12 protein-coding genes are annotated in these 14,162 nt (G+C 47.1%); 5 read left to right on the top strand and 7 right to left on the bottom strand.

Going from position 1 to position 14,162, the window contains the following annotated elements:
• Window positions 1-46: 46 nt before the first annotated feature.
• From GT360_RS00650 to trxA, 3 genes are all read right to left on the bottom strand, one after another.
• Complete coding sequence (locus GT360_RS00650) at window positions 47-1,039, bottom strand: hypothetical protein (protein ID WP_164647062.1); 993 nt, start codon at window positions 1,037-1,039, stop codon at window positions 47-49.
• 112 nt (window positions 1,040-1,151) lie between these two features.
• Entirely contained in the window at window positions 1,152-2,414 is a 1,263-nt protein-coding gene (gene rho / locus GT360_RS00645) for a transcription termination factor Rho (RefSeq protein WP_164647061.1), read from the bottom strand.
• A 203-nt stretch (window positions 2,415-2,617) separates the two neighbouring features.
• Complete coding sequence (gene trxA, locus GT360_RS00640; protein WP_164647060.1) at window positions 2,618-2,944, bottom strand: thioredoxin TrxA; 327 nt, start codon at window positions 2,942-2,944, stop codon at window positions 2,618-2,620.
• 110 nt (window positions 2,945-3,054) lie between these two features.
• On the opposite strand from trxA, the gene rhlB reads away from it, so the two are divergent.
• Both rhlB and gppA read left to right on the top strand, forming a co-directional pair.
• Entirely contained in the window at window positions 3,055-4,368 is a 1,314-nt protein-coding gene (rhlB, locus tag GT360_RS00635) for an ATP-dependent RNA helicase RhlB (RefSeq protein ID WP_164647059.1), read from the top strand.
• A gap of 1 nt (window position 4,369) precedes the next feature.
• Window positions 4,370-5,866 carry a guanosine-5'-triphosphate,3'-diphosphate diphosphatase gene (gene gppA / locus GT360_RS00630; RefSeq protein WP_164647058.1) on the top strand — a complete coding sequence of 499 codons (1,497 nt, stop codon included), beginning with the start codon at window positions 4,370-4,372 and terminating at the stop codon, window positions 5,864-5,866.
• An 89-nt stretch (window positions 5,867-5,955) separates the two neighbouring features.
• On the opposite strand, the gene GT360_RS00625 is transcribed toward gppA, so the two are convergent.
• From GT360_RS00625 to recQ, 3 genes are all read right to left on the bottom strand, one after another.
• Window positions 5,956-6,630, bottom strand: coding sequence for a 7-cyano-7-deazaguanine/7-aminomethyl-7-deazaguanine transporter (locus GT360_RS00625; RefSeq protein ID WP_164647057.1), 675 nt, complete (start codon window positions 6,628-6,630; stop codon window positions 5,956-5,958).
• Between the two features lie 188 nt (window positions 6,631-6,818).
• Window positions 6,819-7,133 (bottom strand): DUF3630 family protein, encoded by a 315-nt coding sequence (locus GT360_RS00620; RefSeq protein WP_164647056.1) that lies wholly within the window; start codon window positions 7,131-7,133, stop codon window positions 6,819-6,821.
• Complete coding sequence (recQ, locus tag GT360_RS00615) at window positions 7,126-8,961, bottom strand: ATP-dependent DNA helicase RecQ (RefSeq protein ID WP_164647055.1); 1,836 nt, start codon at window positions 8,959-8,961, stop codon at window positions 7,126-7,128. Before recQ ends, GT360_RS00620 begins: the two co-directional genes overlap by 8 nt.
• Window positions 8,962-9,103: 142 nt before the next feature.
• Here recQ and rarD point away from each other — a divergent pair, with 142 nt between their 5' ends.
• Together rarD and GT360_RS00605 are read left to right on the top strand one after the other, a co-directional pair.
• Complete coding sequence (rarD, locus tag GT360_RS00610) at window positions 9,104-10,003, top strand: EamA family transporter RarD (protein ID WP_164647054.1); 900 nt, start codon at window positions 9,104-9,106, stop codon at window positions 10,001-10,003.
• Window positions 10,003-10,659, top strand: coding sequence for a LysE family translocator (locus tag GT360_RS00605; protein WP_164647053.1), 657 nt, complete (start codon window positions 10,003-10,005; stop codon window positions 10,657-10,659). Before rarD ends, GT360_RS00605 begins: the two co-directional genes overlap by 1 nt.
• 741 nt (window positions 10,660-11,400) lie before the next feature.
• Here the strand turns inward: GT360_RS00605 and uvrD are convergent.
• Window positions 11,401-13,575, bottom strand: coding sequence for a DNA helicase II (gene uvrD, locus GT360_RS00600; protein WP_204274555.1), 2,175 nt, complete (start codon window positions 13,573-13,575; stop codon window positions 11,401-11,403).
• A 264-nt stretch (window positions 13,576-13,839) separates the two neighbouring features.
• On the opposite strand from uvrD, the gene GT360_RS00595 reads away from it, so the two are divergent.
• Complete coding sequence (locus GT360_RS00595) at window positions 13,840-14,100, top strand: BufA1 family periplasmic bufferin-type metallophore (RefSeq protein WP_164647051.1); 261 nt, start codon at window positions 13,840-13,842, stop codon at window positions 14,098-14,100.
• The last annotated feature ends 62 nt before the right edge of the window (window positions 14,101-14,162 follow it).

The following is a 14,162-nucleotide window of genomic DNA, read 5'->3' as shown; positions in this document are numbered from 1 at the left end:
TGTCAGTAGTATACCAAATGCTCGTGGGGGCAGCACGTCAGAGGGGTTATTTTGCTAACACACCATTAATCGCATTCGCTCGAACTCGACCATTCGTTGCCATTAACTCTTCCAACCACTGGCTGTAGCCCTGATCTACTAACTCGCGAGCAACAATAGGTGCATCTTCCTCAATAGTCATGCGCATGACCAGAAAAGAGCGCACATCCTCAGGCATCGGTTTAACTCGTGCTAGTTGCTGGAGTGCTTGACTTTTCAGACTGGGATTATTGGTTGCGGCCATCACTTGTTGATAAGCAAAAGAACTCGACTCTTGAGACAATCGCTCCAGTTCACGCTGGCTATGAGTATCAGCCTTCATCAACCAAAGGAGTCGATATAGCTCATCACTGCGGGACTGTCTCGCCAAGTTCACCATCACTCTAGAGCGCGGCAACCACGCGTTAATATTGGCGACCGTGATCTGCTCTACTAACACTTCAATTGCTTGCTCAGACAAACTGCTTAACTCTTGAATAAGCAGATCCTCGCGTGTTTTAAGCTGAACTTCATCACCGGAGAGATAATCTCTGAGGACAAGTTCACCGCGCTCTGCCTGCAGAACAACATCAAGCGTTTTTTGGTCTATCTTCCAACGATTAATAAGGCGAGTGGCTGTCGCTGGGTAATTAAATGCGGGGGCAGAGAACTCATAACCATCTCCTTGTTCAATCACTTGATAGGTGGGCCTGAGAGTGCGTTGGGCATCAACAAACAGCGCCATCTTGGTTGATAGTGCAACTTGTGACTGTTCCATGTCTGTCAGTAGTAAGTACTTCACGACCTCTTGCTGAGGCATCGCTAAGCGCTCTATCGCAAATTTAACGCTATCAACTTTATTGTCTTGTAGCTGTTGTAGTAACTCTGATGCTTTATTCTGGGAGCGTTCATCACTCATCCAGCTATATGCGGTTTGCTGAGTGATTTCAATAGTGCCCGCATTGACTGGAGACAACCATAGTAAGCTCACCACGAGAGCTATCAACCATCCATGTCGCATAGAAATCTCCTGATTAGTCCTACCAATCATTTTGGAAGTGCGTTAATGATAAAGCAATAAAAAAGCGCCACCAAAACTGGTAGCGCTCTCACGAACTGGTATAAAAACCCGATTATTTCTGACGACGCATCGCGTCAAAGAACTCGTCGTTGGTTTTCGTCATCGCTAGCTTGTCGATGAGGAACTCCATTGCATCGATCTCGCCCATTGGGTGAACAATCTTGCGCAGAATCCACATCTTCTGCAGCTCATCATTTTTAGTCAGAAGCTCTTCGCGACGAGTGCCACTGCGGTTAAAGTCAATCGCAGGGAAAACACGTTTTTCAGCGATCTTACGGTTCAAGTGCAGTTCCATGTTACCTGTACCCTTGAACTCTTCGTAGATAACTTCGTCCATCTTAGAGCCAGTATCAACCAGAGCAGTTGCGATGATTGTTAAGCTACCACCCTCTTCTACATTACGTGCCGCACCAAAGAAACGCTTTGGACGGTGCAGTGCGTTCGCATCAACACCACCAGTCAGTACCTTACCTGATGATGGCACTACGGTGTTGTATGCGCGAGCTAGACGAGTGATCGAGTCTAGAAGGATCACCACGTCTTTTTTGTGTTCAACTAGACGCTTGGCTTTTTCGATAACCATCTCTGCCACTTGTACGTGACGTGACGCTGGTTCATCGAATGTCGATGCAACGACTTCACCTTTAACAAGGCGTTGCATCTCAGTTACTTCCTCTGGACGTTCGTCGATAAGAAGCACCATTAGCTCACATTCTGGGTGGTTGTGGGCAATGCTCTGTGCAATGTTTTGCAGCAGCATTGTTTTACCCGCTTTTGGTGGAGCAACGATTAGACCACGTTGACCCTTACCGATAGGTGACGCTAAATCTAGGATACGAGCTGTAATATCTTCTGTCGCACCGTTACCGCGCTCCATAACCATACGCTCATTAGCGTGCAGTGGCGTCAGGTTTTCAAACAGAATCTTATTTCGAGCATTGTCAGGTTTGTCATGGTTAACCGTGTTAACTTTCAACAATGCGAAGTAACGTTCACCGTCTTTTGGCGGGCGAATCTTACCGGCAATCGAGTCACCTGTTCTCAGGTTGAAACGACGAATTTGGCTTGGAGAGACATAGATGTCATCTGGGCCAGCAAGGTAAGAGCTGTCTGCGCTGCGAAGGAAACCAAAACCGTCTTGAAGAATCTCTAGAACCCCATCGCCAAAAATGTCTTCACCACTTTTTGCGTGTGCTTTTAGGATGGAGAAGATAATGTCTTGTTTTCTCAAGCGAGCAAGGTTTTCTAACCCTAAGCTTTCGCCCAGCTTAACAAGCTCAGACACAGGTCTGTTCTTCAGTTCTGTAAGATTCATTGTGGTGGATGCTTTTTTAGTCAAAATAGGATCTGTTTGTTAGTTGAGATAGATTTTGGTCACAGGATCGACCAAGAAATGAACGTTTGTATAATTAACGTGCGATAAATTAGCACTAAATATGAGACTAGTCTAGATCTAGTTGAGATACAAAACAAAACCGCGCTTTCTATTCAGCGCGGTTTGATGGGACTTGTGAAAGATTATAGGTTCGCGTCTAGGAACTCTTTCAGCTGAGTCTTAGAAAGTGCACCCACTTTCGTCGCTGCAACCGCACCATCTTTAAACAAAAGTAGTGTTGGAATACCGCGAATACCGAATTTTGGTGGTGTGCCAGCGTTTTGGTCGATATTTAATTTACCAACCGTCAGCTTGCCTTCGTACTCGTCTGCGATTTCATCAAGAATCGGTGCAATCATTTTACATGGACCACACCATTCAGCCCAAAAGTCCACTAGGACTGGGCCTGCAGCGTTGATTACATCGTTCTCAAAACCGTCATCGGTTAGCTGCAAAATCTTGTCGCTCATTATTCACTCCAATATTTTTTTCAAACTGGTGAGGTAATAACCAGTAAATTAGTTCTCTATTGGAATGTATTTACTTCCGTATTGCAAGCCTAAGCTGATATTCTATAGGAATGAAAAAGACGCATATCACAGAGCAGAAGTTCGCCGATTTGGATTTACACTCCAAAGTTGTTGAAGGTTTGGATAAAAAAGGGTTTGAATTTTGTACCCCAATCCAAGCTAAGGCGTTGCCGGTATTGCTCACCGGCCGTGACATTGCAGGCCAGGCCCAAACGGGTACTGGTAAGACGCTTGCGTTCCTAACTGCTACTTTTAACCATCTACTAAATACACCTGAGCATGAAGGTCGTAAGCCAAGCCACCCTCGCGCTATCATTATGGCACCGACTCGTGAGCTGGCGATCCAGATTTATAACGATGCTGCGCCATTGATTGAATCTACTGGTATCAAAGCTGCACTTGCTTACGGTGGTGAGAGCTACGACAAGCAGCTTGGGAAACTAGAGCAAGGCGTGGATGTACTGATTGGCACAACGGGTCGTATCATCGACTTCTACAAGCAACGTGTGTTTAATCTAAACCACATCCAAGCTGTGGTACTTGATGAAGCTGACCGTATGTTTGATCTTGGCTTTATTAAAGACATCCGATTCTTGTTCCGCCGTATGCCTGAACCAAAAGATCGCTTGAACATGCTGTTCTCTGCAACACTGTCTTACCGTGTTCAAGAGCTTGCGTTTGAGCACATGCACAACCCAGAGCACGTTGTCGTCGAGCCAGAGCAAAAAACCGGTCACCGTATTCAAGAAGAGCTGTTCTACCCATCTAACGAACACAAGATGGCGCTACTACAAACTCTTATTGAAGAAGAGTGGCCCGATCGTGCGATCATTTTTGCGAATACGAAACACAAATGTGAATCAATTTGGGGTCACCTAGCGGCGGATGGTCATCGAGTAGGTCTTCTAACTGGTGATGTACCACAGAAGAAGCGTGAGAAAATCCTTGAGCAGTTCACCAAAGGTGAAGTAGATATCCTGGTTGCCACCGATGTGGCTGCTCGCGGTCTACATATTCCTCAGGTAACGCACGTATTCAACTTTGACCTTCCTGACGACTGTGAAGACTACGTTCACCGTATTGGTCGTACTGGCCGTGCTGGTGCAAGTGGTCACTCAATCAGTTTCGCTTGTGAAGACTATGCTATCAACCTTCCTTCAATCGAAGAGTATATTGAACACAGCATCCCTGTTTCAGACTATGATGCTGCAGCGCTGATCGAGGATCTGCCAGCGCCATTGCGTATGCGTACTCACTCTCGCTCGCAAAACTCTCAACAACGCCGTACGAATACCGGCGGCTCACGCAATAACGGTCGCAAACCGCAGCGTCGCCCTCGTCAACGTCAACAAAGGGATTCTTAAGTTGTCTACAAGCCAAGTAACGTCATCACCCCTCTATGCTGCTATCGACCTCGGGTCGAACAGTTTTCATATGCTCGTTGTGCGTCATATCGATGGTAGCGTACAAACCATGGCAAAGATTAAGCGTAAAGTTCGTCTCGCCGCAGGCTTAGATGAAAACAACATGCTTAGCCATGAAGCCATGCAACGTGGGTGGGACTGCTTGAGCTTGTTTGCGGAACGACTACAAGACATTCCTGCGGAAAACATCCGTATTGTCGGCACCGCAACGCTGCGGACTGCTGGCAATGTGGATATTTTCTTGGCAAAAGCCAATGAGATTCTCGGTCATCAAATTGAAGTTATCTCTGGGGAAGAGGAAGCCGCTACGATATATCGTGGGGTAGCTCATACCTCTGGAGGCAGTGGTCGACGCCTAGTGGTAGACATTGGCGGTGCGAGTACTGAACTTATCATCGGAGAAGGGTTTGAGGCGAAAGCCCTAACCAGTCTAAAAATGGGTTGTGTTACTTGGTTAGAAAAACACTTCAAAGACCGCTTGCTCAATAGCACCAACTTTGACAACGCGATAGAAGCCGCGAAGCAGACATTACTGCCTATCTTGGAACAATACAAAGACCTTGGTTGGGATGTTTGTGTGGGCGCTTCAGGTACCGTGCAGGCTTTACAAGAGATAATGCTGACACAGGGTATGGATGAGGTCATCACCCATGCCAAGCTCAAGCGCTTACAAAAGCAGGCAATGACCTCCAATCACCTTGAAGAACTTGAGATTGAAGGGCTAACCCTAGAGCGCGCCTTAGTGTTCCCTAGTGGGCTCTCTATTCTTATTGCTATCTTTGAGCTGCTTGAGATTGAATCCATGACACTGGCAGGTGGTGCCTTGCGTGAAGGTATGGCCTACGAAATGGTTGCCGAGTTGCGTCAAGATGACATTCGCGCTCGAACAATTGCTAGTGTGCAAACTCGCTATCAAATTGACATCGAGTATGGAGAACAAGTGGCTTCAATGGCAACCAAGTTGCTAGCGCAAGTCGGCGGTGATGCGTGGATAACGGAACCTCAAGGTGCAATGCTCCTCGATACAGTTGCCAAGCTTCATGAGATTGGTCTCGCGATTGACTTCAAAAAGGGTGGTGAGCACTCAGCTTACTTACTGAGTAATCTTGATTTACCCGGGTACACCCGAGCTCAGAAGTTCTTTCTAGCGGAAACAGCCCGTCGTTATCGAGAGGGGTTAACCTCACTTCCAGAGCAGCACGCACTCTCTGGCTCGAGTGGCAAGCGTGTATTGCGACTGCTGCGCCTCGCCGTACTACTGACTCATCGTAGAAGCCCTGCGCTTGAGCCTGAGTTTATGATCAAGTCTGATGGTGAAGCCCTAACGCTAAATATCAACCACGCTTGGCTTGAGGCAAACCCGCTGACGGCGGCTGAACTAGAGATCGAAGCCAACCGTCAAACCGATATCGGCTGGCCTTTAACGATTGCAGGCTAAAACAACGAAAAAACGCGACCCATTAAAAATAGCGTCGCGTTTTTTCTATCTGCTTTTTCTAGCCAAGCTTCTCGCTCTCTTAAGGTTTGCTATGACTGAACTGTCGAACCTTGAACCTCACTCTCATTCACCGAGGTCAGTTTATTCGTAAGATAATTCAGTAGCACACCGTACATTGGTACAAATAGACCCAAGCTGATAACAATCTTAAACACGTAATCCACCAGCGCGATTTCAACCCAATGTTCAGCCATAAATGCATCTGGGCTCTGGTAGAAAGCAATCGCAAAGAACGCCAGTGTATCTAAAGCATTGCCAAACAACGTTGAACATGTCGGTGCAACCCACCACTGCTTAAGTTGACGTAGACGATTGAAGACATGGACATCCAAAATCTGACCGAGCAAATAAGCCATAAAGCTAGCGACAGCAATTCGAGCGACGAATAGATTAAACTCTGTCAGGTGTCCAAAGCCTTGAAACTGTCCTTCAAAGAACAAAACCGAGAGACCGTAAGACACCGCTAAAGCCGGTAGCATCACCAAGAAGATGATTCGGCGTGCAAGCTGCGCACCAAAAATGCGAACTGTCAGGTCTGTTGCTAAGAAGATAAAGGGAAAAGTGAACGCCCCCCATGTGGTATGGAACCCCATGACCGTAAAGGGTAGCTGAACGAGATAATTGCTTGATGCAATGATGCCTAAATGAAATAGGACAAGATAGATAAGGGCGTTGCGCTGCTGCGCAGGGGTAAAGTTACTCATGCGATACCTTTTTAGTTTGGTTTGGGGGTGAGGGAACCCAAATTGAATCACCACAATGGATGACTCTGACCAACAATGTAAATAACCCTATGTCAAAACAGTTAACATAGGCAGAGGGCGGCGATTATACATTAACCAACTTACCCTGCAAGCAGTTGATAGCTGGCATCGGAAAAGCAAACGTTTGGTTAAAAACCGCGCTCAAATAATCCTGCAAGAAAGTCAGACTCTTCCCTTGCTTGCTTCGGGGTCAAAGCCTCCAACCAAACACTTTCACTATAGTGTTCTGCTTTAAGAAAGAACTGACAACCTTCAAAATCGATTAACCATGAGTGAATATCAGCATCTTGCTGTTTCTCAATAACCGTCGCTGAAAGCAACGTGACCAGTTGCTCACCTATACTCGGGAAACTGTCAAAATCAAAGCGAGGAAATTTCAGGATAAGTCGTCCCTGCTCTGCTTGGTATTGTTCAAGTCCAAAACCATGTGCGCTATTAACCATGATGAGTAATGTGCTCCTGAATCAGATCAAGGAATGGATCGGCATATTTATCCAGCTTGCGCTCACCGACACCATTAACAGCCAGCATCTCACCATAAGATGTCGGTAAAATTTCGGCCATATCGATCAAGGTCGCATCACTAAATACCACATACGGCGGTAAGCCATCTTCATCTGCAATCGACTTACGTAGCTTGCGCAGCTTGGCAAACAGCTTCTTATCATAATGCTTGTTAGAGAGTTTTTCTGACTTTGCCGCTCGAGCAGAAATATCTAACCGAGGTACGGCCAGCTCTAGTGCCTGCTCTCCACGTAAGATAGGACGCGCCTCTTCAGTCAACTGCAGGGTCGAATTACGGGTGATATTCTGGAACAACAATCCTTTATGAATCAACTGGCGGAAAATACTCACCCAGTAGTCATGGCTATTCTCTCGACCTAAGCCATAGGTTGATAGCTTATCGTGCCCCTGCTCTCGAATACGCACATTTTGCATTCCACGCAGCACTTCCACCACATAACCGATACCGAAACTCTGATTGACGCGATAGACACAGGACAGGGCTTTCTGAGCTTGCTCTGTTGCATCAAAATGCTGCGGAGGATCAAGGCAGATATCGCAGTTACCACAGGGCTTTTCGCGATACTCGCCAAAGTAGTTAAGTAGTACCTGACGACGACAAGTCTGCGCTTCAGCAAAGGCACTCATGGCATTTAACTTGTGCGACTCAACCTGCTTTTGTGGCCCGTCTTCTTTTTCATCCACCATACGGCGCAACCAGCTCATATCTGCTGGGTCATACAGCATCATTGCTTCAGCAGGTAAGCCATCACGACCAGCGCGTCCCGTCTCCTGGTAGTAGGACTCAATATTACGTGGAATATCAAAGTGCACCACAAAGCGTACATTCGGTTTATTAATACCCATACCAAACGCAACGGTGGCCACTACAATCTGAATATCGTCTTTTTGGAAGGCGTCTTGAACATAAGCGCGTTCATCCGCATCCATCCCTGCATGATAGCCTGCAGCGCGAATATGGTTATTGCACAACTTCTCCGTTAGCATCTCCACTTTCTTACGGCTACCGCAGTAGATAATACCGCACTGCCCTTTTTGTTGACCAAGAAAGCGAACCACCTGAGACACTGGTTTGTGCTTTTCGACTAGGGTATAGCGGATGTTTGGGCGATCGAAACTACCGAGGTAGACCTCTGGCTCTATCAAACCTAATCGCTGAGTAATATCATTTCTCGTTGCATCATCGGCCGTCGCGGTCAGCGCCATGACCGGTACGTGTGGGAAATACTGCTTAAGTTGACCAAGCGCGGCGTACTCTGGACGGAAGTCATGACCCCACTGAGAGATACAGTGCGCTTCATCGACCGCAATCATCGACAGATTAAGCGCCTCAAGACGCTCTATAAAGTCGCGCATCAATACTCTCTCTGGAGAGACATACACCATCTTGAGTTGGCCCGAGTTCATACGCTGATATACCGACATCAACGCCTCGCGTGACATGGTTGAATTGACACACTCGGCAGCAACGCCATTGGCTTTCAATTGGTCGACTTGGTCTTTCATCAAAGAAATCAGAGGGGAGATCACCAAAGTTAGCCCATCTTTGACTAGAGCGGGGATTTGGTAGCACAGAGACTTACCGCCACCTGTCGGCATAATGACCAGACTGTCTTTGGCCTCGAGTGCGGCTTCAATGACCGTCAGCTGCCCATCACGAAATGCTTGATAGCCAAAAACTTGCTCCAATACTTGTTGAGCACTATCAGCATATGTTGGCTGCTGCGCCTGTAGAGTTGCGGTCATTTACCTTCTCAGTTTACCTTTGCGATCGAGCGCCACATTGTAGAGGGGTTTGTTGTTGAATAAAACCGCAAAGTGTTAGGTGATTTCTCAAGCGGCTTTTATAATTTCGCCTTTCCTGCCAACCAACGAGAAAATCTGCCACATGTCATCAGACGAACAGCAGCGCACGCGTCAAGGTATACTGCTTGCCATCGCCGCTTACTCCATGTGGGGCATCGCCCCGATTTACTTTAAGTCTATCAGTGACGTATCACCTTTAGAGATCCTCAGCCACCGAGTTATTTGGTCGGTGCTGCTGCTTGCAGGGCTTCTTCATCTGGGTCGCCGATGGCGCGCAGTTCGTGATGCAGTGCGTACAAAAAAGACCATGCTATACCTGTGCAGCACGGCACTGCTTGTGGGAGTTAACTGGCTACTCTTCATCTGGGCTGTTAATTCAAATCGGATGTTAGATGCCAGCCTTGGCTATTACATCAACCCGCTGCTTAATGTGCTGCTCGGTATGTTCTTCTTAGGCGAGCGCCTACGCAAATTACAGTGGTTTGCCGTAGCCCTTGCAACCCTTGGTGTCATCATTCAGCTTATCGCGTTTGGCTCTGTACCTATCGTCGCCCTTGCCCTTGCGAGTACCTTTGGGGTTTATGGCTTACTGCGCAAGAAGGTCGCACTCGATGCACAAGTTGGTTTGTTCATCGAAACGGTAATTATGATGCCTTTAGCAGCTCTCTACCTGTTTGCTTTTGCTAACTCACCCACCTCATCATTGCTGGCGAATGACTGGTCACTGAACCTACTACTCATCTCGGCAGGTATTGTCACGACACTACCACTGCTGTGTTTTACCGGTGCGGCGACTCGTCTCAAGCTATCGACGCTCGGCTTCTTCCAATATATCGGTCCGAGCCTAATGTTCTTGCTGGCAGTCTCTATTTATGGCGAAGATTTTTCTGCCGATAAGGTGCTTACTTTCACCTTTATTTGGAGCGCTCTAGTGGTCTTCACCTTCGATGGTATCCGCAACTCAAAGAGAGGTAAGGCGTAATGAATGAGCTGTTCATTCTATTTACTTTGGCAACAGTGCACCTCATTGGCTTAATGAGCCCAGGCCCTGACTTTGCTCTAGTGGTGCAAAACGCAACTCGCTATGGTCGTGAAACTGGCGTGTATATCGCTTTAGGCTTGTCCGTCGGAATTTTGCTTCACTCTATTCTGAGCCTGACCGGTGTCAGTTACCTTATCCACCAGCAACCTCTACTGTATACCCTTATCCAGCTTGCTGGCGGCAGTTATCTGCTCTATCTCGGATTCGGGGCACTGATCGCTACTTGGAAAAATGCACAAACTGATCAGCCTGAATCTGGCCTAACGCGTTCAACCCTTGAGATCTCGGATAACAAACAAGCCTTCAAACGCGGCTTTATCACCAACATTTTAAATCCAAAAGCCTTGGTGTTTTTTGTCAGCCTGATGTCTAGCTTAGTACCCGCTAGTATGTCGCTGATGGGTAAGGCGACAGCGCTGTTAATCCTCTGGAGTGTGTCATTTATCTGGTTTGGCGCTCTGGCTTGGCTGCTTTCTACTCAGCGTTTGCAGCGCAAACTTCTCTCTGCAACCCCCTATATTGATAGTTTGTGTGGTGTCGTGTTCTCTGGGATTGGCTTAACCATCATTTATCACTGTTTAAGTGTGTGGTGGTGATAGCTAAAGTGGAACACCTCTTGTGAGAGATCTCTTACAAAGAGCTACGGAGATCTCCTCTAAAGGCATAATAAATTCACCACTACAAAAATTAAGTTGTTGTTTTTATTGAATTACACATTAATTGGCGTAAATCGCACGTTAGATTTTTTCTTCTCGCTCATTGTTCCGAAAGTCGATTCACGTAATATTGAACCTGTCGGAAGGATACCGACACGGAACAGGAAACAGCCAAGGATTTGGTACTCTTCAGGATGAAGATTCGGTTATTCAGGATGAATAGTCGGCATGGATAGCAAATTGGACATTGAACGGACGCAATAGTTACTAGGATGGTAGCTACTAAGGATGGGAAATGGACACCTCTGGACGAGGCAAGGAACGATCATCAGGACGATGAAAGGGACACCGCTCAGGGAGCAAGTGAAGTGAGCTAACGAGGATTGTTAGCGGACCAGGATAGGGTCAACGGACACCGCTAGGATGGCGATGAAAGGATTAAGCTGACGGATTTCAGCCTACTATCAAGGAATAGATGCAGGGAGCACCTATTAGTAGCCGGATTGCTGCGAGTAAGACTATAACCCCGATGGGCGCAAGCCCTCGGGGTTTTTCTTTGTCTATTGGTCAGTCATTGCAGCCCAACTCTACTTAAGCTCGACTCGTTGTCTCATTAAAGGCAATAAAAAAGAGCTGACAATGCAGCTCTTTCATTTACCAACCACTGGTTATCGTCAATGGCTATAATTTCTCCAGCTTAGCGTAAGCCGTCACCAACCACTTAATGCCCTCACCATTGAAAGCAACCTGAACCCGGCTTTGTGGGCCGCTACCCTCAAAGTTAATAATGGTGCCTTCACCAAACTTGGGATGCATCACTCGAGAACCAAGCGTGAAGCCTGTTTCATTGAAGTTCTCTTTAACGGCCGTTTGACTGAAGCGACCACTACTCGCAGGGCGACTCACTTGCGCCTTCATTCGAACCTCATCAAGACACTTCTCTGGTAACTCACGGATGAAGCGTGATGGCTTATGGTACTTATCTTGGCCGTATAAGCGGCGCATCTCAGCGTAAGTAATGTAAAGCTTCTGCATTGCGCGGGTCATCCCCACATAACAAAGTCGACGCTCCTCTTCCAAGCGACCCGCTTCTTCCGCTGACATTTGACTTGGGAACATCCCCTCTTCGACACCCACCATAAATACAAGTGGGAACTCCAGACCTTTCGCACTGTGCAGTGTCATCAACTGAACCGCATCTTCAAACTCATCTGCCTGACCTTCACCGGCCTCAAGTGCAGCGTGGGTTAAGAAAGCGGTCAGAAGCGTCATCTCATCCGCTTCTTCCGGCTTTTCAAATTGTCGAGTTGCTGTTACCAGCTCTTCCAAGTTTTCAATTCGCGCCTTCGATTTCTCACCCTTCTCTTGCTCATACATAGCAAACAGGCCTGAGTACTTAATGACATGGTCAGTCTGTGAGTGTAGAGACATCTCATCAGTGTCATCTTCCAGAGCATTGATCAGTTCGACAAAACGGCCCAATGCACCCGCAGCTCTCCCAGGTAGCACTTGCTCGTCAAGCAAGGCCTTACTCGCATCCCACATGGTGCAGCCACGCTCACGAGCAGCAAGCCGAATGGTCTCCAGGGTTTTATCACCAAGACCACGCGTCGGTGTGTTCACCACACGCTCAAATGCCGCATCATCGTTACGGTTAGCCATCAGACGCATGTAGCTCAAAGCATCTTTGATCTCTTGACGTTCGAAGAATCGCATACCACCGTAGATACGGTATGGTAGACCCGCCTGAATAAGCGCTTCTTCAAGTACACGAGACTGTGCATTGTTACGATACAGCATAGCCGCATCATTGAGCACACCACCTTTATCTTGCCACTCTTTGATCTTATTCACTGCAAAGCGTGCTTCATCCAGCTCATTGTAAGCCGCATATACAGAGATAGGTTCACCTTCATTGCCATCAGTCCACAGCTCTTTGCCCATGCGCTCGGTGTTATTGGCAATCAGGGTATTAGAGGCCTCTAGGATGGTTTTAGTTGAACGGTAGTTTTGCTCGAGGCGAATGGTATTCACGCTCGGGAACTCGAGGGTAAACTTCTCAATGTTCTCAATTTTCGCACCACGCCAACCATAGATGGACTGGTCATCGTCACCAACGATCATCACATGGCTATCTGGACCTGCCATCATACGCAGCCATGCATACTGAATGTTGTTGGTATCTTGAAACTCATCCACCAAGATGTGCTTAAAGCGCGCTTGATAGTGCTCGCGAATATGCTTTTTATCTCGCAGTAGCTCATGTGCACGTAGCAGTATTTCAGCGAAATCGACAAGACCTGCACGATCACATGCTTCTTGATAAGCCGAGTACAACTGCAGGTAAGTTTGAGTAATTGGATCATGGTAGGCATCAATATGACTAGGGCGCAAACCCTCGTCCTTCTTACCATTAATCCACCACGATACCTGACGCGCCGGCCACTGTTTTTCATCAAGGTTCTGCGCCTTGACGAGTCGCTTGATGAGTCGCTGCTGATCGTCACTATCAATGATTTGGAAGTCTTCAGGTAACTTGGCATCAAGATAATGTGCTCTAAGAATACGATGACAAATACCGTGGAAGGTACCATTCCACATACCAGAAGCACTGCCCATCATGAGCTCTTCGATACGACCACGCATCTCGGCAGCGGCCTTATTCGTGAAGGTCACTGACATGATTGAGAAGGGTGAGGCTTGCTCTACCGACATCAACCAAGCGATTCGGTGCACGAGAACACGAGTTTTACCACTCCCCGCACCCGCGAGAATGAGCAGATTTTCTAGAGGTGCTGCAACAGCTTCACGCTGTTTGTCGTTGAGACCATCGAGCAATAAGGAAGGATCCATGATGTCTACTTACTGGTTATTTATACATAAAAGTAGATTATAACGTAATCACGATAGATATTTGAGGCACTAATTGCAGATTTTTTTGATCCTTTTTACATCAGTTAATTCAGGTGTTTAACTTAAAAAACCAATCAAAATGTAAACTTTTTGTTAACTCAGACGAAATTTTTCTCCGCTTGTTCCTATCTTTTTGATTAAGCAGCTTGGGTAATCATTAACCATTCTGCCAATACAAAGTAAAGGAAACTATCAGAGGAAATGATGATGAAAAAGTCTAATCTAGCCGTTACAGCCGCAGTTACAGGTCTTCTTGCTCTTGGTGGCACTATGCTTACCGCCGCTCCCGCCGTCGCAATGGACAAAGAGAAATGCTATGGCGTTTCAAAAGCCGGTAAAAATGACTGTGCAACCAAATCAAGCTCATGTGCAGGCACATCAAAAGAAGACAATCAGTCAGATGCGTTTGTAGTGGTACCAAAAGGTCTTTGTGACAAACTCACTGGTGGTAGTACTCAATCATCATAACTCAGACTTTAGGGGTGGGTGATGCTCAACAACCACCCCTTCCACCCGCTCGCCGAACCGCA

The organism is Vibrio astriarenae (genome assembly GCF_010587385.1).
Taxonomy (GTDB): Bacteria; Pseudomonadota; Gammaproteobacteria; order Enterobacterales; family Vibrionaceae; genus Vibrio; species Vibrio astriarenae.
This window is presented reverse-complemented; position numbering and strand designations above follow the sequence as displayed.

What these genes read in the sequence shown, in the direction of transcription:
- recQ (WP_164647055.1), bottom strand. Translation starts at nt 8,961, where the DNA reads ATGACCGCAACTCTACAGGCGCAGCAGCCAACATATGCTGATAGTGCT.
- trxA (WP_164647060.1), bottom strand. Translation starts at nt 2,944, where the DNA reads ATGAGCGACAAGATTTTGCAGCTAACCGATGACGGTTTTGAGAACGAT.
- rarD (WP_164647054.1), top strand. Translation starts at nt 9,104, where the DNA reads ATGTCATCAGACGAACAGCAGCGCACGCGTCAAGGTATACTGCTTGCC.
- GT360_RS00625 (WP_164647057.1), bottom strand. Translation starts at nt 6,630, where the DNA reads ATGAGTAACTTTACCCCTGCGCAGCAGCGCAACGCCCTTATCTATCTT.
- GT360_RS00605 (WP_164647053.1), top strand. Translation starts at nt 10,003, where the DNA reads ATGAATGAGCTGTTCATTCTATTTACTTTGGCAACAGTGCACCTCATT.
- GT360_RS00595 (WP_164647051.1), top strand. Translation starts at nt 13,840, where the DNA reads ATGAAAAAGTCTAATCTAGCCGTTACAGCCGCAGTTACAGGTCTTCTT.
- GT360_RS00650 (WP_164647062.1), bottom strand. Translation starts at nt 1,039, where the DNA reads ATGCGACATGGATGGTTGATAGCTCTCGTGGTGAGCTTACTATGGTTG.
- GT360_RS00620 (WP_164647056.1), bottom strand. Translation starts at nt 7,133, where the DNA reads ATGGTTAATAGCGCACATGGTTTTGGACTTGAACAATACCAAGCAGAG.
- rho (WP_164647061.1), bottom strand. Translation starts at nt 2,414, where the DNA reads ATGAATCTTACAGAACTGAAGAACAGACCTGTGTCTGAGCTTGTTAAG.
- rhlB (WP_164647059.1), top strand. Translation starts at nt 3,055, where the DNA reads ATGAAAAAGACGCATATCACAGAGCAGAAGTTCGCCGATTTGGATTTA.